This window comes from Mucilaginibacter sp. BGA-UO-ETr-C110 (assembly GCF_059567985.1).
The window spans coordinates 5,103,897-5,121,865 of the sequence record NZ_JCAQPB010000002.1; the positions used below are offsets into that span (position 1 = coordinate 5,103,897).

Sequence of the window (17,969 nt, forward strand, 5' to 3'; positions counted from 1 at the left end):
AAGTTTACGACGATTTTTAATTTTCACGAGTTAAAAACTATTTCTTTGAAACCGTTCTGTTGACGCAGGGCGGTTTCGTATTTTAATTACTATTTCTTTTGTATAAGCTTTCGCGTACGGATTTTAGCCCGAGGTTAAATTTTCATTCACAAGTCTCCCCCCACAAGACTATTTTTGTTTTGTCGTCACTAATTTTATATTTGATATGGCCACTGCTCATAATTTTTAACTGTCGCATCACTTCGTTAATGTTTATATCCGAAAAAGTGGCGTTAAACCGGCATGCTTTTAACTTAGCGCTCTTCACTTCAAAATGCACATTGTAGTAGCGTTCAAGCTTAGCCAGCATGGAGCCTAAGTTTTCATCGTGAAATACAAACCGGTTATTTGTCCAGCTATCTGCTTCACTAACCTGCCCAACATTGATCCTGAACTTTCCGTTATCCGTATCATAAACTATCTTCATACCTGCCGTTAAAAGCGAGAGGGTCTTACGGGCCCCGGCGCTTTTCTCGGTTACACCTACTTTGCCTGTCCTTACTGATACGGTAAATATTTTGTCTTCCGGATAAGCATAAATATTAAATGAGGTCCCTAAAACCTGTGTTTCCATTTTTCCAGACCGGATAATAAAGGGGCTGGTAGCATCATGCTTCACCTCGAAAAAGGCTTCACCCTCCAGAGAAACATTCCTGACTTTTCCTTTTTCAAAATGTTCGGGCCAGGAGATCTTGCTGCGGCTACCGAGGTACACAACGGAGCTATCTGGCAACAACATTTTTACTTTTTCTCCGCTTGCTGTTGTTTTAGTGATAAGGGCAATTGATCTTGCACTTTCAGGTTGCTTTTTCTGGCTGGCTTTGTATACAAACACAGCGGAGCAGATCATAACCAATGAGGCTGCATATTTAAGTATCTGATATCGCTGAATGGTTTTTTGCTTCTTGTGGTCAATTTTCGTCCATAACTGCTCCAGGCCATCATTTGCTTCAGCCGAGTTGTCCCTGACCAAAGGTTCCTGCTCCCATGCCTCGCCCATAAGATCAGATAATTCCTGTTCTGCGTTTTTGTTGTTGTTTAAATAGTGAAACAAAATGGTATTCTGACGGGCATTTGTTTTGCCCTCCAGGTACATTTTAAATAATCTTCTGATTTCCTCTTGATGTTTCACCTTTATGATCCCAATATTTTTTAACAACTTATATATGTATATAAGATTGGGAAAGGCTTAACAGCTATATGACCTGGTGATATATTTTTCACTTTGCATCAAGTAACTCATAATCAGCATAATAATTTATATACTTTTTTCATGAAAACTTATTTTGAAAACTTTAATAAGGGAATAATATCGAATAATGAATTTTGAATTTCCAGCATCGAAATCATATAATGGGTTTACATTAAATAAGGGCAAAACACATTTAATTTATTGATTATCAATCAAATAAACCAATACAAACCATAAAAAGTGTAACCCATGTAAACCCAATTTATAACAAAATGGCCTATCTGCTCTGGGGTTACCTCCATACCAAATAGTTTTGCTACTGATACTATAAAACAATAATTGCCCTTTCGGGCAAGTAATACAAACAGCGGGTTCAAGAAAAAATAAAAAGCCAGGCTAACACATTTCGGGAAAGGAGGCCAGTATCAATAACACAAAAGGAAGAACAGTATCCGGAGATAAGTAACGGATCCTGGTACGGATATGGGTTAAGGATTTTTTAATGTGGTTATTCACCGTATTTTTAGAAAGGCCCATTTGTCTGGAAATATCCTCATGCGAGCAACCATCTTCCCTGCTTAACAGATAAGCTACTTTAACTTGTGGAGAAAGCGTTTCAATAGCATTCATGGCTATCTGGCGGCATTCCGTAAAATCCATATAACTTTCTGTTGAATTAAAAGCCGGCTCTTCGGCATTTGCCGTTCGGTAAACAGACATCCGGGCTTGCTTTTTTAAGGCATCTAAAAAGTTGCTGCGAACCATGCTAAACAGGTATGCCTCAAAATTTTTATCAGGATTAATTTTCATCCTGTTTTCCCATAAACGGACAAATACATCCTGGGTTAATTCATTGGCTTCTTCAGAGCTACGTACAAAACGGTAGGCAAAACAATATACTTTTCTTCTGTATAATTTATAAACTTCACCAAAGGCATCGGTATTCCCGGTTTGGATAAGGCACAAAAGTTCCTTGATAGATAAGTTGTCCAAATGTTTCATACAGCAGGAGATTAAGCATTGCAAGTTAAGCGGGTAATTTGAAGTTAATGTTAACTATAAGAGAAGCTTTACCAGTTTACCGGTGAGTAATTACGGTACTTGCGGAAGTAAGCATTGCACGGGAATCGGCCAATATGTTTCCGGCAGCAAGGTTCAACTTATTGGAGCTTTTTAGTCGTGCGATCGTAACAGTACTATTACCGGCAATTCTATTCAGCGCGGCTTTAACCAGGGGATCTGCCCAGGCACCGAAAGGTTGTAAAGGAAGATCATTCAATTCTGTAACGCTAATATCGGGATCTATGCCAGCGCTATAACCTCCATTTCCTGCCGCGTTAAACAGTTTATAAACAATTGGGTGCATTTCCCACTCCACTTGTTTGGGGATCCTGGCATCAGAAATTTTAAAGGAGGCCTCGTCTTTACCCCTCGTTTTTTCGCCGATCAGCACAACCTGCATATAGGGCTTTAAATTGTTGATCATCACCTCCGAAGCCGAAGCGGTTGCACCCGTTCCTAAAATAAATACTCTTTTTAAGTTCAGGTTAGCTTGCAAAAGTGTGTTAAAATTTAAAGTATGATCAAAGCTGGCCGCATCACCTAAAGATTCGGATCTGGTACCTCCATTTTTATTCCCTTTATAAGTGATAAAAGGAGTGGTATAATTCACCCCGGATGCGATCATGGTACAAAGCCCCGCGGCTTCGGCAACCTGCCCTCCAGAGTTATAGCGAAGATCCAGAATAAGCTCTGTTACCCCGGCATTTTTAAAACTCATAAAAGTATTGTAAAGCGAGGTGGCCAATCCGGGACTAAAATCGTATATATACAGATAGGCAATTTTAGAACTCCCCTTGTCGACAATACTACTTACGGCAGGTTGTTCAAAAGTAAACCCAGCAGCTAACTCAGCTGAGCCAATATCTTTTAACTCATTTCCGTTCACCTCTGCCAATGTGATGGTAACCTGGCTGCCCGAAAGCAATTCCTGTTGTAAAGCCACGGCATTTTCCTGAGTTATAATTTTACCATTAATTTTGCTGATATAATCCCCCCGTTTTAAACCGGATCTGGAAGCAGGCGAATCATTTAAAACCAGCTTAACCACTCCAAAAACTAAGCCTGTGTTTTTTTCTTTGATCGTAGTATAATCGAACCCATATTGACTCTTGTTAGTAGGAGTAACCGTGGAGAGGTCGCCGGGTAACAAAATATAAGAAAAGCGGTCACTGGAATTTCGTATGGCGGAAAAAAACTCCAGCGGAGCCCTGTTAAGCGCAGGTTTGGAAGGCAGTCCATCGCTCCAGTAATAATAGCGTTTCAGGCTATCAAGCATCCAGCTGTTTATATTTTCATTACTCCCGGGGGGATAGCTGGGCGTATTATTATCTTTTTTACAGGAGCTTTGTAAAATAAGTATAGATACCAGACAAATCAGGACATAGCGACTTTGTTTGTAAAAGTTAAGAAATGGCTGCATAATACTATAAAAGTATATTTGTCTGCCAGCAAATATACTTCGCCATTGTTAATAGAGAATTAACTTTCAAGTAGTTCCGGTGTTAAGTTGTATTACCTCCTAAGGAATGAATATCGAACATTTAATCACATAAGGCGTCCCGTTGTTGGCATTTTTCGGCATGACAGTGCATGACGGTTTGGAGGGAAGTTGTTATTAACTTACCCTTTTTAGAAACCAGTTATTAGCTGTCTTTCATACCCCAACGTTAGCCGCAGCAGCTTTAAAAAGTAATTTTTATGAACAGGAAAAATATTGTGCCAACTATATCTTTATTGTTGTGCGTATTTACGGGCGCATATGGTCAGCAAAAAAAATCCTCAAACGGGAAATATCAAATTGCCGTTTACTATTTCCCGGATTATCATATCGATAAACGGAATGAAGAATATCGCGGAAAGAACTGGACAGAATGGGAGCTTGTAAAAAAAGCAAAACCACGTTTTGAAGGACATGATCAACCCAAAGTTCCTTTATGGGGGTATACGGATGAAGCCAATCCATTACAAATGGCTCAAAAGATAGAAACAGCTTCTACGCACGGAATTAACGCGTTCATTTTTGACTGGTACTATTATAATGATGGGCCATTTTTGGAGAGGGGCTTAGAAAACGGTTTTATGAAGGCTAAAAATAATAACCTGATGAAGTTTAGTTTAATGTGGGCAAATCATAATTGGAGCGATCTTCATCCTGCTACTCATGGGAAACCTCAAAAACTGATGTACCCGGGTAAAATCACCGCCGAAACCTGGGATAAAATGACAGATTATATTATAACAAAATATTTTAAACACCCTTCCTATTGGAAAATAGATGGATGCCCATACTTTTCAATTTATGACCTGGGAAATTTCCTGGATAGCTTTGGAAGCTTAGAGGGTGCGGCAAAAGCGATCGCTGATTTTCGGGCCAAAACAAAAAAAGCCGGGTTTAAAGATTTAAATATTAATGCTGTTGTTTGGGGCAATACCATACTCCCCGGCGAAAAAACAATTATTTTTCCAGACCTTTTGGTTAAAAATTTAGGATTTAATTCGGTAACAGATTATGTGTGGATACATCATGTAGTCCTAAATAGTTTTCCGACCAACGCGTATGATTCTGTAAAGAATGTATATTTCAAATATGCGGAAAGTGCCAGCGGAAAATTCAACGTACCTTATTATCCCAATGTATCGATGGGTTGGGACTCATCTCCACGAACTAACCAGGAAAATTCATGGGGAAATTTCGGATATCCTTATACCCCAATTATTATCGGCAACACACCCAATGCCTTTAAAAATGCATTAATAGAAGCTAAAGGTTTTATGGATAAACACCTTAATAAAACCAAAATCCTGACTATTAATTCCTGGAATGAGTGGACCGAAGGTAGTTATTTAGAACCCGACACTTTAAATAAATTCGGTTATCTCGATGCTATTAAGCAAGTATTTGTTGATAAGTAAGAAAGCCGCTCTACTTTCATAAAGCGGCTTTGTAGTCCGTAGGGCAACTATAAGTGAATGGCCGCTTCAATCCGCGAGCCACTTCGCACCTCCTAATTCCTCCAGACAACCGCTATGGGGTCACCGAACCAGCACGATGCAGCCTGGGCGGCGTCATCAAGATTAGGCTCACTGTCAACAGCCCAGGCGACGAACCCGTCAGGGCGTATCAGTACAGCGCTCAGACCTAATTGATCTTTTGCACTGCCTGAAATATACTTAATTTGATCACCATATTCGTTCGCCAAAGTTTTAAGTGAAGCATTCTTGTCAAAATCAAGCAGTATCCCCTGGCCATCGTGCATTAATTCGCCAATCCTCGTGCCGTCTTCCAACTCAAAGTTAGGAACGCTGCGACCAATCAGCGGGTGGTTGCCATCGAGATTGTAATGTGTGTTGACACCCCACACCCTTCCGGCAAAGTAAGTGGCACCATCGCGGGTATCAATAAGGTCACGGATAATGGCGTTCAGCGCGCGGGCAGTTGGGCCCGGTTTCATGATCGCGACCTGCGCGCGCGACCAATCAAGTACCTGCGCACCAAGTGGATATCGTTCGGTATAATAACTATCCAGCAAGTTTTCCGGGGCTTTCTCCTGGATAGTTGCAGCGAGTTTCCAGCCCAGGTTCATTGCATCACCCAAACCAAGGTTAAGTCCCTGGCCGCCCAGCGGCGCGTGAATATGCGCGGCGTCGCCGGCTAAAAGTACCCGTCCGTTGCGGTAGCTTGTGGTCTGTCGTGCGCGGTCAGTCCAGGTGGTTGCGATATGCAGGGCAGTGATAGTCACGTCGGTGTTCGAAATGCGGCGTAGCACCTCCTGCACATGTTCCAGCGTAATCGGCTTTTTTGAATGATGAAATGCCCCGCCATCAAAATCTTGTATGATTACGTAACCCGGCTGCGACTGCAGGTACATGCCTGTTGGTGTTACATTACGGCCCGGGCTAAGCTTCTCCGGGTCGGCAATGTCAACCAGGGTGGAGTAGCCGGTAAATTCCGGCTCTGTACCGGCAAATTCAAAACCACCCGCTTTACGAACAACACTACGGCTGCCATCGCAACCCACAAGCCATTTACTTTGAAAAGATCGGTTACCTGATTGAACAGTCACTCCGTCTCCGGTTTGATGAAAGCCTGTAATAGCCAGCCCGCGCTTGATCTCTACGCCCAGGGCTTCTGCGCGACGGGTCAACACCGTTTCAAGCTCCTGCATTTCAGAAATTAAGCTGGTTTCGGTGGAGCCCGGCAGGAGATATCTCCACTGTGAGGTGTCAACAACATCATCATGGAATGGAATGCCCGCAAAGTGCCCTACCTGACGACGGCCTCCTTGGTTGGGATTTAAGTGGGGATTTTTAAGGCGTTTATGTAGTTCGAGTTCTTGTAGTAAATCACGACGGTATAGCGCTTCAACAGAAAGCGCATTAAGGCCCCGTATCCCGAAAGGAACTTGCTTTAAGGGAGAATGCGGATCTTCTGCCTTTTCCAGTATCAGGACTGAACATTTGGCCAAAGCCAGTTCACAGGCAAGGAAAAGCCCTACCGGACCAGCACCTGCGATAATTACATCGTGTATAGAATTATTTTGTGTAGTTTTCATATAGAATGATTAAAACACAAAATTCCGGAATACCCCAGAGTTAGGATTGTACAAACGCGACAAAATCGGTGCTAACAGCCTGCTTCCTCTTTTTTGATTTTCGTGCGAATGCTGCTGGTGTAGTGCCGCTGTAGCGTTTGAATTCCCTGCTAAGGTGGGATTGATCTGTATAGCCCAGCTCATGCGCTAAGCCGGCAATGTTGGTATTGGGATCAAGCCATAATTGGTTTCGCACCTGCTCAAAGCGCATCAGAGCCGATACATCTTTAACTGTATAGCCAGAAGATTGCTTGAAGTTTCTTTCCAGTGTACGAACCGTAGCATGAGCCGCCGCCGCTACCTGGCTTACCGGCATGGTACCGTTTGCTTGCCGCATAGCAACTCCCGCTTTGAATAGCATACTGCTGGTAGAAACCCCCAACCGTGTATTCAGGAAATACTGTTTTACCTGGGCCAGCGCTTCATCTATTCTGCCGGCCTGAATCCACTTATTCAATATGGGTTGAAGCTGGGCTATAGGATGCTCAAATATGTGCGCACCCTCTTTACCTGCCGGTAGTCCGAGCAAATCGAACACGGTCCAGGGAAAGCACCTGATAGCAATGATCTCTAACCGGTTTTTTGTGTAAAAATGAACAGGCTGATTGAGCAGCCCCATCATAAACGGTGATGGCAATGGCTGCAAGCCGCCATTGTAAAAAATACTACAGTCACCTCCAAAATGAAAAATAATTTCAGCGTAGCCATCAGGGACTACCTCAAAACTCGATTGTTGTTCTCCAGATTCTCTTCTGTTATACCAAAAACATTTTATGGTATCCCTTAGCTCTTCAGGAGGTTCAAATTCTTGGTGCTGCATTTGGAAAGATAGCATATTATAGCCTATGGTGCAGTGCTATCACCGCAACCCCAAATTAGTCAAAGAAACCCAATAAAAAAAGCCGCTCTACTTTCGTAAAGCGGCTCAGTAGCCGATAACTTACAAAGCCTGAACTTTTTTGAGAATGATTTAGGGCTTGCGTCGGCGATCAATGACGATACATTGACCACTCAATAGGGTTTAAAGGCCGATTGTTTTGGCAATTGTCAAAACAAAAAACTCACCGGAAACGCCGATGAGTTTAGGATAGCATGTACCTGATGCTTCAGATTAGGTTAAGCGTAAACAACGCTTAATGTGATTGGAACGCTTAATGCTTTGGAGACAATGCAATGCGCCTTTGCGCCTTCAGCAATTTCAGTAAATGTTGCTTCATCTACACCTTCAATTACACTGGCCTGTAAATCCAAATGAATACCTGTAATGCTTAATGCCTGCATATCAAGATCTACTGTTGCTGTAGTAAAAATGTCGCCTGCAGTGATGTTGTGATGTGCTAATGTTGCGCTAAGGGCCATAGAAAAACAACCTGCATGTGCGGCGGCGATCAGTTCTTCAGGGTTAGTGCCGATGCCATCGGCAAAGCGGGTCTTAAATGAATATTGTGTTTGATTAAGCACAGTGCTTTGTGTGCTGATTTCTCCTGTGCCTTCTTGTAAAGTACCGTTCCAATGTGCTTTTGCTATACGTTTCATGATATTTTGATTTATGAGTTAAAAATTTATTGTTTGATGTTTACAGATTTGTTATTTGCTTTCAGCGATAAGGATTGCAGCCAGTTTATCCGGCATAGAAATGAATGGTGTGTGGCTGCTTGGCAGAGTATATACTTTAGCTACTTTACTGTTTTTTACCATATATTGTTGTGCAGGATAGCTGATCGCATGGTCATTAACCGTATGGATATAGACTTTCTTAATGCTACCAAAAAATTTCTCAGTCAGGTGAACTGGTGTGGCAAGGGGTGCCAGCGGCTCTGGTTTAATGTTAGCGGCGATATATTCCTGAACTTGCTGAGGTGCATCGGCAGCAAAGATATCGGCTACGGCATCTTTCGCGATGATTGCTGCACCGTGCTCCTGATCGATAGTAAGGGATTTTCCGATATGAGAAGCCGGATCCCCTTTTGCAAGTCCTAAAAGGCTGTCGCCATCATGTGGAAGCGCTGCTGCAAGGAAGATCAGTTCTTTAATTTGTGCGGGAACTTCTTCAGCTACCTGGCTGATCACCAGTCCGGCAAAACTATGTCCCACCAAAATTACATTAGTACGCGTGCCGATAGCTGCTTTTACCTGGTCAACATAAGTCTGAAAGGTGATACCGGCAAATGAGGTAGTATCTTTTCCGTGACCTGCAAGGTTAACATTGATCACTTCTTCACCCTGGGCCTTTAATAAAGGGGTTACTGCATCCCATGAAGAGGCATCTGACCAGGCTCCGTGAACAAGTACAATAGTTTTAGAATTTTTGTTGGTTGCTTTTTGGGCTTGTGCAGTAAAACCTAATACGCTCATTGCCATCATTATTATTGCTGTTTTCATGTTTGTTTAATGCCTAATTGTTTAGGACATGACAAACATCGGGCTATGCCGCTGCAATAAGTTTAACCCAGGTTAAAATCGAAAATCCTCTAAAAAAAGTTTTTTAGAGGATTTTAACAATTCAGAACCTGATGGCTGGTTAACGAGTTTTATCTTCCAACCATTCTTTTACGAATACGGCTTAGCGATGGCCCCTGGATGCCCAGATAAGAGGCGATATGATAAAGTGGTACCGCATTAAAAATATTCGGATGTTTTTCCATCATTTCCCGGTAACGGTCTTCCGGCGTTTTAAATAAGAAGCCTTCGGTATTAACCATAACCTCGTGAAAAGCCGTTTCGGCAACTATCCTTCCAAACCGTTCCCACGGGTGTGATTGCGCATAAAGTTCATTCAGGTGATCGATATGTATATATAATATTAGCGAATCAACCATCGCTTCAGTATAATAATCACAAGCTGTCTGGGCTAAAAAGCTTTTATAAGATGCTACAAATTGGTGATCAGTAAAAAACAGCATATTCTTTTCTTCACCTGTATCGTTATTTACCCGATAGATCCTAAACACGCCGTTGATAACAAACCCGAGGTGCTTACAAACATTTTTATACTCGTTATAAAACTCACCTTTTTTATACTGTTTTAATTTCCAGTGAGGCAATGATAAGTCAAATGCTTCCGGTTTCATACCGGCAGATCCTAAAATCGTTCGGAGTAAATCTATTTCTGTTTGGTTCTCTAACATGCTATAAAAATATCAATTTTAATAATATCGAATACGAAGACGCGTCGTGGTCAATAGATATCATTATTACTGATTAATTGTTGTGTTGGTTGCTTTATAAGATACCCGTTTTTGCGACTTTCTACTATTTTTCGATTTTAACCTGGGTTAAACTTATCCAGGGCGCATAATCGGATGTTTGTCATGTCCTAAACAATTAGGCATCTCAAATCATGAAAAAACTTATAATAATCTTACTTTCTGTAGCTACAGCCACTATTATGTTTTCATCTTGTTCAAAAAAGAATGATGAAGTAAAACCACTTGCTAAAAATTATGTACTGGTACACGGTGCATGGCAGGCTCCTTATGTATGGGACGCGGTAAAAGCCAAACTTATTAATGAAGGCAACAATGTGACTGTTGTAGAACTCCCGGGCCACGGCAGCGATAATACTGTTCCTTCAACATTAACCTTAAACACATACAGGGACAAAGTGCTTGATGCTATGTCAAAGATAAACGGCAAAGTTATCCTGGTAGGCCATAGTTTGGGCGGTATGATTATTTCTGCTGTTGCCGAGCAAAATCCTTCAAAAATTGAAAAACTTGTCTATCTCGCAGCCTATCTGCCATCTTCCGGCCAATCCTTACTTGCTCTTGCTGGTACCGATGCCGGCTCAGCACTTGGTGACTCAGTTAATAAAGTTCCCATACTTACGCAAAATGCTAACGGAACCCTTGATGTACTACACGATCAGATTGTGAATGTCTTTATCCAGGATGGTTCTGCTCAGGTACAAAATCTTGTTTTACAAAATTACCGTCCTGAACCAGCAATTCCATTTACGAATCCAGTGACATTGACTGCTGCCAATTTCGGTTCTGTTGAGAAGGTTTACATCAAAACCTTGCAAGATCACGTGGTATCGCCAGCCTTGCAAAACCGCATGATTGCTACAGCCGGCGTAAAAACAGTATATCAATTAAACACAAGCCACTCTGCATTCTTAGCAAAACCAGATTCAGTGGCAATATTGTTAACTAAAATAGGACATTAATATAGCTGGACATTCAATAACCTAAATTGGTCAAACAAGCCCAACAAAAAAGCCGCTTTACTTTCGTAAAGCGGCTTTGTAGCCCGTAGGGGATATGAACCTTACGAATAAGGCGCTGTATATCAACCACTTGCTTTTTATCTTAAACCGGGTGCCACGAATGACGCAACCAGTCTAATACTTTTAACTAAAGAACCTTTTTGCATTATCGAAAGCCTTTTGCCTGCGTCACAATCTTACATCATGTTCAAGAGCAATTGCATTTCCATATCAATACAAAGATACAAATTGTCTGATTGTTTTTTACTGGTCGAAGACGAATAGAAAGAATAATTTCCAGCATCAAAACAACGATATGACCATCATTTGCTATTGCTTCTATAACTCACTTGAACGAAAGTGATTATTATCTTGCATAAAAACATCTCACATTGTGATATATTCTTCCGCTAATACTATACATTTACCCCCTGATAAAGTTACATAATGAACCGCATCAAAGAAGTGTTGGAAGAAAAAGGAATCAAACAAACTTGGTTGGCTGAAGAACTTGGCAAAAGTTATAACATGGTTAATTCCTACGCTAAAAACCGAAGGCAGCCAAGTCTTGAGGTATTGAATAAAATAGCAAAAATTTTAAATATAGATATCAGAGATTTACTGGTCCCAAGCAAAAGATAATTTAAGATATAATTAGAATGATTACAGACTCATTAAAAAATAAAGTACGCGAATTATGGAATAGGTTTTGGAGTGGAGGAATATCCAATCCGTTAAACGCTATTGAGCAGATTACTTATCTGCTTTTTATGAAACAATTGGATGATAATGATCAAAGAAAACTTAGCAATGCTGATTTTTTAGGTGAAAAATATATGTCCATTTTCAACGGCAAATATTTTCCACCAGGAGTGGACAAAACTAAAGAAGAAAATGCAGTCGATAAGGAAGATTTACGGTGGAGTAACTTTACAAGTTTGCCATCAGATGAAATGCTTATTCATATGCAAACAAAAGTCTTTCCCTTTATAAAAGAGTTAGATGACAGTAACTCTTACTTTACAAAGCACATGGCCAATGCAGCTTTTCTTATTCCAAGTGGCAGATTATTACAAGAAGCTACTCGTACAATAGATGAGATTTATAAAGACCTTCAGACGGAGAATCGGTTCATCGATGCACAAGGAGATTTCTATGAATATTTATTAAGTGAGCTGAACTCGGCCGGTAAAAATGGTCAATTTAGAACCCCAACCCATATAATAGAGTTAATGGCTGAACTTCTTCAGCCACAATTGGGCCAAAAGATTGCAGATCCAACAAGTGGAACTGCGGGTTTTTTATTAGGAGCCTATAAATATATTATTACCCAACTTACCAGTAAGCCCTACCTTGAAAAGGATGAAAACGGTTTTATTCGCGGCACATTAGCAGACATGCTAGTTGACGAAAATGCTAGAAAAACTTTAGAAGAAGAAACTTTCTATGGTTTTGATATTGATCCGACAATGATAAGAATTGGCTTAATGAATTTAATGATGCATGGTATTTCAAAGCCGCAAATTGATTATAAAGATACTTTAAGTAAAAACTATAACGAAGATAATACCTATGACTTAATAATGGCTAACCCCCCGTTTACGGGTAGCATAGATACTGGAGATTTAAATGAAACATTTACCCTAAATACAACCAAAAGTGAGTTGCTCTTTTTGGAGAGAATTTACAAAATGCTTCGTTTAGGCGGAACTGCTGGAGTTGTAGTGCCGCAAGGCGTATTATTTAGCAGCGGAAAAGCTTTTATTGAGATACGAAAGATATTGCTCGATAAATGTGAACTGAAAGCTGTAATTGGTATGCCTAGTGGAGTGTTTCGGCCTTATGCAGGCGTGGCTACTGCCATTCTTGTTTTTACAAAGGGTGGCGAGACCAACAATGTTTGGTTTTATGAAATGAAAGGCGATGGAAGAACTCTTGATGATAAAAGGGCTGAAATAAAACTAAAAAATGGAGAAAGAGATTTTGGAGATTTGCATTCAATTTATAAAGAATATCATAAGAAAAAGAAAAATACAGACCGCACATTACAGCACTTTCTAATACCTAAGGAGGAAATAGTTAGTAACGGATATGATTTAAGCATAAATAAATATAAAATTGAAGTGTATGAGGATGTAGTCTATCAAGAACCAGGTTTGATTATTAAGAAAATATCAGAGTTGGAAAACGATATACAAAAGAAAATTAAAGAGATAGAAACATTCTTCAAATGAGATTATTAAAGATAAAAGACATAGGTAAGATCGTTTCCGGTTCAACTCCTGATACCAATGTCAGTGAATTTTGGAATGGTAATATTCCTTGGGTAACACCTCGGGAAATTAATAAACTTGACACTCCTTATTTGAATGACACAGAACGAAAAATAACTGGGCCTGGACTTAAGGCTTGTTCCACAACTATATTACCCAAAGGCAGTATTTTATTCACGTCCAGAGCCCCTATAGGATTAGTCGCAATTGCCAATATTGATGTAGCTACCAATCAAGGATTTAAAAGTTTACAATTGTTTGAAGGCTATTACCCATTGTATATTTATTATACATTAAAATATTTCTCAAAAAGAATTGATTATTTGGGAACAGGTACAACCTTCAAAGAGCTATCCAAAAATGTTTTTGAAAAATTTGAAATACCTGTTCCAGAAAGCATTGAAGATCAGATTCGCATATCGAGCGTATTAAGCAAGATCGAAATGTTGATACTGCAAAGAAAGGAAAGTATCAACCTTCTGAATGATTTTATAAAAAATACTTTCTTGTATTTTTTCGGACAATTGGACGGGGAAAAAGTGCCGTTATCTCAAGTATGTGAAGTTAATCCAAAAAAATCTGAGATCAGTTATATAGATAAGAGCGCTCAAGTATCCTTTGTATCAATGGCAAGTGTTTCAGACAGCGGTGATATCGATACACTGGTTTCAAAAAAGTTAAGTGAAGTTTGGAACGGCTTTACTTACTTTAGAAACGAGGATGTTGTTTTTGCTAAAATTACTCCAAGCATGGAAAATGGGAAAGGAGCAATTGCAAAAAAATTAATCAATAACATTGGCTTTGGAACGACTGAGTTTCATGTTTTGAGACCTATTCCAGGGATTTCGACCGCTGAATGGCTCTATTATCTAACGATGCAAAATTCATTTCGGAAGATAGCAGAAAAAAATATGGTCGGTTCAGCAGGACAAAAAAGAGTGCCAACCAATTTCTTTTCTCAATATAAAATAATAAAACCTTCGATTTCAGTTCAAGGGAAATTTGCAGAAATAGTAGAGAAAACTGAGCAGCTTAGAGCTGAGTTTAAAAAAAGTTTACTGGAATTGGAGAATATGTTTGCTTCGCTATGCCAACTTGCTTTTAAAGGAATATTGGATATAAGTAGGATACCTATTGACAAGGATGATTTGGTGGCTTTTTTGGAAAAAAATGTAAGTACAGCTGAAGTACCGCAAGTCGGAGTACCGTTAAATGATAGTGCACCGAAAGAAATTAAAAAATCTTATAAACAAGCAACAGAGCAACATGCGAAGGGAGAATTATCGTGGGATGACGTTGCCGCAGAAACAAAAGCCAATTGGATAAAAGCAAAGTATGTCGGATACCATTTTAATAACGAAATGTTGCATCGATTTTTATTAAAGGAGCATTTTAATAAACTGGATTATTATTCCTCTGAAGAGATTAAAAGGAACCCACCTCTCACCTCAAAAGAGGATTTGAAGAAATTTTTATACAACGCACTGAATGGAGAAACGCCTTTTCTCAAAATACAGCAACATTTTTACAACGCAAATAATCAGGATTTTAAAATTACTCTAACCAATGAAGATGCACAATTAATAAAGGATTTTTCAAAGGACGAAATATCTGGCATTTATTTCAGCATCGAAACAACATGAAAATCTTATCTGTAAAAATATTGGGAGAACCATTTCGTAGCCTCACAGCCAATAAGCTGTATGAGTTTAATAAATCATACCGAGAGGACAGATTATCAACGAAGGTTTTTGCAGGTCTTAACGGCAGCGGCAAATCCAATTTTTTGGAATTGTTCTCTGAAATATTTTACCATCTCGAAATATGTAATCTTTCTACAGTCAGTAACACAGAAAAACGAGGGAGAAATATTGGCTATGAAATAGAATATTTATTACCCGCTGACGGTGCTAAAGTATATTCTCTTTTCCAAAATGAATTAGAAAATGCAGCAGAACTATATATTACTAATAATCTTTCGCTAACTCAATATTCTAGAGACGATTTTAGATCGATATTTAATGATGAAATCGAAAAGGTTATAACAACTGAGTGGCAAAACAGATGTATAGAGCTTCTTAATGATAACTATTTGCATATACGTATAACCAAACAATTAGGTGAAACTCCAGTATATTCGTTAAGAAAAAAAGAAGACACTAATAATGTTGAAATAAATCACAATACAAATCTATTATTACCTAAGAGAATCATTGCATATACTTCGGGGCAGAACGAGCTATTAAGCAATCCTTATTACAAAATAAAATATCATTATTTCAAGGAATTTGCTGACAATAAACAATTAGATACCAGCGAAATAGCGGAAGAAAATCGACTTTATTTTCTGGACTACAGTAACAATTTTTCCATTTTTATTGCAAACATGCTGTTGGCATCAAGTCAAAAGCTGGAGTATTTAATGGACGTTCTAAATATAAGCGGTCTCAAATCATTTCGGATCACAATAAACCTGGTAGATGCTTACAAAAAAGCGATTCCAGTGAGCAACAGGTTGATGATTCATTTACAAAAATTGAAACTTTGTGCAACCAGTTGGACAAGACGACAAGAAAATAAAGAAGACTTATTAGTACTTGACTACTTTGTTACAGAATCGACAAAAGAGGCATTTCGCTTTCATTTTACAAGCGCTTTTAATCTTTTCAAAGTCTTTTATGAACTAGATATTTTAAACCTCCATCTTGTAAGAAAAGACACGCGAGGTTTAATGCTTCGAGTACATAAACATTTTAATTTCTCAGATGAACTTCCTAAAGGTGATCCATCTCGTCTAGTATTTCGATTAGAACAAATACTGATTACAAAACGCACCCAGGAGGCTAAGGAACGACAGATTTATTACAAAGGTTTATCTGATGGTGAACACCAATTTAACGAAGTTGTGGGCACAGTGTTAATGATGGAACAAGAAGGGTGTCTTTTTCTAATGGATGAACCCGATACGCATTTCAATCCCAAATGGAGAGCTAAAATGATAGAAATGCTGAATTATGTTACGGCTAAATCCTTCATTTCAAAAGAAAGAATAAAACTGGATATTAATGGTAACACTGTTAAAGATAATAAGGGGAAACCCATTAAGGAAAACGTTACTCTTCCTGAAACAGTTCGAAGACAAGAGATAATTATCACCACTCACTCGCCTTTTGTTATTTCCGACAGCCAAAAAGAAGACGTATACAAATTTGATAAAGTTGAAGGTACGGTTACCTACATCAATCCCAAAATTGAAACTTATGGAGCTTCGGTAGGCTTGTTATTGCAAGAAATATTTGACCGAAAAATTTCTATTTCGGATTTGTCAAATTTCGATATGGATGAGTGGCGCAGAGAATTTATGGAACTGCTTAATTCAGGTAGGCTTAAATCTAAAACAGAAAGAATACAAAAGAAGATTAATGAAGTAAAGAACTACCTTATTGACTTTGGTGAATCAATAGAAAAATTCGATCTATATAGTTTCATTCGACAGGTAGAAAAGGAAATAAATACTAAAAAATGATCTATACCTACAAATATCTTCGATATTCTATTGAAGGCTTCCATAAAGAAATTGCTTATTTCTTCGAGCAATTATTCAAGCATGCCCCTAAGAGTTTTGATGAGAAAATATTATTGAATAGCGACTTTATAAAATTGGTAAATAAGTCTTCCGTTTCTTTAAAGTCAAATCTTAGTGCGATTACAGAGAAATATTTTTTACTAAAGGCAAGCGAAAAGGAAGTTATAAAAACAGCCTTTTATAGTAATTGCCAAGTACAAAAGTTATGCAAGGACATTAAACTTAATGCCGTTAAGTTTGACAAAATTAAAAATGACGAGTTTCGTAAGCTCTTGAAAGACTTCCTCACCATGCTGTGGGAAGACTATCCGCAAAATATCTTGATTGAAAAAAAATTCGGTACAGTACTGAATCATTTCACCGCTTTTGTAAATCCAGTTCATCAACGAGCCCTGATTTGTCCCTTTTGTGGTTTGAACAAACTAAAACCTTCAGGGAGTATTAATAGAAATGCTTACGATCATTTCATTCCCAAAGCAATGTATCCTTTTGTCTCTATAAATTTCCAAAACCTATTTCCTATATGTCATGAATGCAATAGCGATGAAAAAAAAGATAATGATACGCTTTATGTAAAAAACAAGAGACGCAAAGTGTTACATCCTTACGATGTGAAATATAAAAGCGGTAACCTCTCTATTGTAATTATTCCCAAAGAAAAATACAATGCCAAAAATTTGAAAACGCTTCTCACAGACATTAATTGGGAATATGCAATAAAATTAGCTGGAAAAACGGATGCAAGATTGACAACATGGGATGATATTTTTAAAATAAAACGGCGATACACTGAAAATATAAAAATATATCAAACGCAATGGTTTGAAGAACTTCAAATAAGGTATAAAAGAGAGCTAAACAAGGGTACCAATTTTAAGGTATTTAAAAATGAAATGAAAGAAGACTCATCCTTTATGATTGAAATTTCTCCTTTGGGTATATTACGGTATGTGTATTTCAATTTCTTATTTTCTATACCTGCATTTGAAAGCAAATTAAGTGCCGTATGATCCTTTAT

The 17,969-nt window shown here is 38.8% G+C and carries 15 protein-coding genes; 7 read left to right on the forward strand and 8 right to left on the reverse strand.

Annotated features, from left to right (window positions below):
* Nucleotides 1–142: 142 nt before the first annotated feature.
* From AC57BQ_RS21860 to AC57BQ_RS21870, 3 genes are all read right to left on the reverse strand, one after another.
* Nucleotides 143–1,171: a FecR family protein gene (locus AC57BQ_RS21860; RefSeq protein WP_496408275.1), complete on the reverse strand. Its 1,029-nt coding sequence runs from the start codon at nucleotides 1,169–1,171 to the stop codon at nucleotides 143–145.
* A gap of 456 nt (nucleotides 1,172–1,627) precedes the next feature.
* The gene (locus AC57BQ_RS21865) at nucleotides 1,628–2,233 is read right to left on the reverse strand and encodes an RNA polymerase sigma-70 factor (protein ID WP_496408276.1); all 606 of its coding nucleotides are present in this window, start codon (nucleotides 2,231–2,233) and stop codon (nucleotides 1,628–1,630) included.
* 76 nt (nucleotides 2,234–2,309) lie between these two features.
* A complete protein-coding gene (locus AC57BQ_RS21870; RefSeq protein ID WP_496408277.1) occupies nucleotides 2,310–3,713 on the reverse strand; it encodes a S41 family peptidase in 1,404 nt (467 codons plus the stop codon).
* Nucleotides 3,714–3,991: 278 nt separating this feature from the next.
* On the opposite strand from AC57BQ_RS21870, the gene AC57BQ_RS21875 reads away from it, so the two are divergent.
* Complete coding sequence (locus AC57BQ_RS21875; RefSeq protein WP_496408278.1) at nucleotides 3,992–5,206, forward strand: glycosyltransferase WbsX family protein; 1,215 nt, start codon at nucleotides 3,992–3,994, stop codon at nucleotides 5,204–5,206.
* A gap of 92 nt (nucleotides 5,207–5,298) precedes the next feature.
* Here the strand turns inward: AC57BQ_RS21875 and AC57BQ_RS21880 are convergent, their stop codons facing one another.
* The 5 genes from AC57BQ_RS21880 to AC57BQ_RS21900 all read right to left on the reverse strand — a co-directional run bounded on the left by AC57BQ_RS21880 (nucleotide 5,299) and on the right by AC57BQ_RS21900 (nucleotide 10,013).
* Nucleotides 5,299–6,846, reverse strand: a complete 1,548-nt coding sequence (locus tag AC57BQ_RS21880) for an FAD-dependent oxidoreductase (RefSeq protein ID WP_496408279.1) — start codon at nucleotides 6,844–6,846, stop codon at nucleotides 5,299–5,301.
* Nucleotides 6,847–6,886: 40 nt separating this feature from the next.
* Complete coding sequence (locus tag AC57BQ_RS21885) at nucleotides 6,887–7,705, reverse strand: helix-turn-helix domain-containing protein (protein ID WP_496408280.1); 819 nt, start codon at nucleotides 7,703–7,705, stop codon at nucleotides 6,887–6,889.
* A gap of 296 nt (nucleotides 7,706–8,001) precedes the next feature.
* Nucleotides 8,002–8,421 carry an OsmC family protein gene (locus tag AC57BQ_RS21890; RefSeq protein WP_496408281.1) on the reverse strand — a complete coding sequence of 140 codons (420 nt, stop codon included), beginning with the start codon at nucleotides 8,419–8,421 and terminating at the stop codon, nucleotides 8,002–8,004.
* A 51-nt stretch (nucleotides 8,422–8,472) separates the two neighbouring features.
* Entirely contained in the window at nucleotides 8,473–9,267 is a 795-nt protein-coding gene (locus AC57BQ_RS21895; protein ID WP_496408282.1) for an alpha/beta fold hydrolase, read from the reverse strand.
* A gap of 149 nt (nucleotides 9,268–9,416) precedes the next feature.
* On the reverse strand, nucleotides 9,417–10,013 hold the full coding sequence (locus tag AC57BQ_RS21900; RefSeq protein ID WP_496408283.1) for a Crp/Fnr family transcriptional regulator: 597 nt from the start codon (nucleotides 10,011–10,013) through the stop codon (nucleotides 9,417–9,419).
* 212 nt (nucleotides 10,014–10,225) lie between these two features.
* On the opposite strand from AC57BQ_RS21900, the gene AC57BQ_RS21905 reads away from it, so the two are divergent.
* From AC57BQ_RS21905 to AC57BQ_RS21930, 6 genes are all read left to right on the forward strand, one after another.
* Nucleotides 10,226–11,053 (forward strand): alpha/beta fold hydrolase, encoded by an 828-nt coding sequence (locus AC57BQ_RS21905; protein ID WP_496408284.1) that lies wholly within the window; start codon nucleotides 10,226–10,228, stop codon nucleotides 11,051–11,053.
* Between the two features lie 486 nt (nucleotides 11,054–11,539).
* Nucleotides 11,540–11,734 carry a helix-turn-helix transcriptional regulator gene (locus tag AC57BQ_RS21910; protein WP_496408285.1) on the forward strand — a complete coding sequence of 65 codons (195 nt, stop codon included), beginning with the start codon at nucleotides 11,540–11,542 and terminating at the stop codon, nucleotides 11,732–11,734.
* Between the two features lie 17 nt (nucleotides 11,735–11,751).
* Nucleotides 11,752–13,326, forward strand: a complete 1,575-nt coding sequence (locus tag AC57BQ_RS21915; protein WP_496408286.1) for a type I restriction-modification system subunit M — start codon at nucleotides 11,752–11,754, stop codon at nucleotides 13,324–13,326.
* Nucleotides 13,323–15,008: a restriction endonuclease subunit S gene (locus tag AC57BQ_RS21920; protein ID WP_496408287.1), complete on the forward strand. Its 1,686-nt coding sequence runs from the start codon at nucleotides 13,323–13,325 to the stop codon at nucleotides 15,006–15,008. Before AC57BQ_RS21915 ends, AC57BQ_RS21920 begins: the two co-directional genes overlap by 4 nt.
* Complete coding sequence (locus AC57BQ_RS21925; protein WP_496408288.1) at nucleotides 15,005–16,891, forward strand: restriction system-associated AAA family ATPase; 1,887 nt, start codon at nucleotides 15,005–15,007, stop codon at nucleotides 16,889–16,891. The genes AC57BQ_RS21920 and AC57BQ_RS21925 overlap by 4 nt, the downstream gene beginning before the upstream one ends.
* Nucleotides 16,888–17,961 carry a hypothetical protein gene (locus AC57BQ_RS21930; RefSeq protein WP_496408289.1) on the forward strand — a complete coding sequence of 358 codons (1,074 nt, stop codon included), beginning with the start codon at nucleotides 16,888–16,890 and terminating at the stop codon, nucleotides 17,959–17,961. The genes AC57BQ_RS21925 and AC57BQ_RS21930 overlap by 4 nt, the downstream gene beginning before the upstream one ends.
* Nucleotides 17,962–17,969: the final 8 nt, after the last annotated feature.

What these genes read in the sequence shown, in the direction of transcription:
- AC57BQ_RS21875 (WP_496408278.1), top strand. Translation starts at nt 3,992, where the DNA reads ATGAACAGGAAAAATATTGTGCCAACTATATCTTTATTGTTGTGCGTA.
- AC57BQ_RS21920 (WP_496408287.1), top strand. Translation starts at nt 13,323, where the DNA reads ATGAGATTATTAAAGATAAAAGACATAGGTAAGATCGTTTCCGGTTCA.
- AC57BQ_RS21910 (WP_496408285.1), top strand. Translation starts at nt 11,540, where the DNA reads ATGAACCGCATCAAAGAAGTGTTGGAAGAAAAAGGAATCAAACAAACT.
- AC57BQ_RS21870 (WP_496408277.1), bottom strand. Translation starts at nt 3,713, where the DNA reads ATGCAGCCATTTCTTAACTTTTACAAACAAAGTCGCTATGTCCTGATT.
- AC57BQ_RS21895 (WP_496408282.1), bottom strand. Translation starts at nt 9,267, where the DNA reads ATGAAAACAGCAATAATAATGATGGCAATGAGCGTATTAGGTTTTACT.
- AC57BQ_RS21900 (WP_496408283.1), bottom strand. Translation starts at nt 10,013, where the DNA reads ATGTTAGAGAACCAAACAGAAATAGATTTACTCCGAACGATTTTAGGA.
- AC57BQ_RS21930 (WP_496408289.1), top strand. Translation starts at nt 16,888, where the DNA reads ATGATCTATACCTACAAATATCTTCGATATTCTATTGAAGGCTTCCAT.
- AC57BQ_RS21865 (WP_496408276.1), bottom strand. Translation starts at nt 2,233, where the DNA reads ATGAAACATTTGGACAACTTATCTATCAAGGAACTTTTGTGCCTTATC.
- AC57BQ_RS21890 (WP_496408281.1), bottom strand. Translation starts at nt 8,421, where the DNA reads ATGAAACGTATAGCAAAAGCACATTGGAACGGTACTTTACAAGAAGGC.
- AC57BQ_RS21880 (WP_496408279.1), bottom strand. Translation starts at nt 6,846, where the DNA reads ATGAAAACTACACAAAATAATTCTATACACGATGTAATTATCGCAGGT.
- AC57BQ_RS21885 (WP_496408280.1), bottom strand. Translation starts at nt 7,705, where the DNA reads ATGCAGCACCAAGAATTTGAACCTCCTGAAGAGCTAAGGGATACCATA.
- AC57BQ_RS21905 (WP_496408284.1), top strand. Translation starts at nt 10,226, where the DNA reads ATGAAAAAACTTATAATAATCTTACTTTCTGTAGCTACAGCCACTATT.
- AC57BQ_RS21925 (WP_496408288.1), top strand. Translation starts at nt 15,005, where the DNA reads ATGAAAATCTTATCTGTAAAAATATTGGGAGAACCATTTCGTAGCCTC.
- AC57BQ_RS21915 (WP_496408286.1), top strand. Translation starts at nt 11,752, where the DNA reads ATGATTACAGACTCATTAAAAAATAAAGTACGCGAATTATGGAATAGG.